General features: G+C 58.2%; 1 protein-coding gene. It reads left to right on the forward strand.

Features of this window, described 5'->3' with window-relative positions:
• The coding region (locus FSO04_RS47030; protein WP_154568045.1) for a transposase at positions 1-350 on the forward strand (350 nt) is incomplete at its 5' end.
• Positions 351-359 lie beyond the last annotated feature (9 nt).

A 359-nucleotide genomic window follows, 5' to 3' on the forward strand; every position in this document is an offset into this window, starting at 1 on the left:
ATGAGCAGGAGCGTGCGCAGGTAGCAGAGCTTGCGCGTCAGGTCCAGCAGGTAACGGGACACACGGTCAAGGTGGCATTTGCCGATCAGGGATACACGGGCAAAGAGCCAGCGCAGGCCGCACTCGATGAAGGCATCGAACTGCAGGTGATCAAACTGGAGGAAGCGAAAAAGGGCTTTGTACTGCTACCCCGGCGGTGGGTGGTCGAGCGCAGCTTTGGCTGGCTCAACCGTTTCCGCCGTCTCGCACGTGACTATGAACGTCTACCCGAAACGCTTGCCGGGTTGCATTTCGTGGTCTTCGCAATGCTCATGCTCGTTCACGCGGTGCCAGTACTTCCAAGTTCCTAACACGCTCTA

This window comes from Paraburkholderia madseniana, assembly GCF_009690905.1.
In the GTDB taxonomy this organism is placed as follows: domain Bacteria; phylum Pseudomonadota; class Gammaproteobacteria; order Burkholderiales; family Burkholderiaceae; genus Paraburkholderia; species Paraburkholderia madseniana.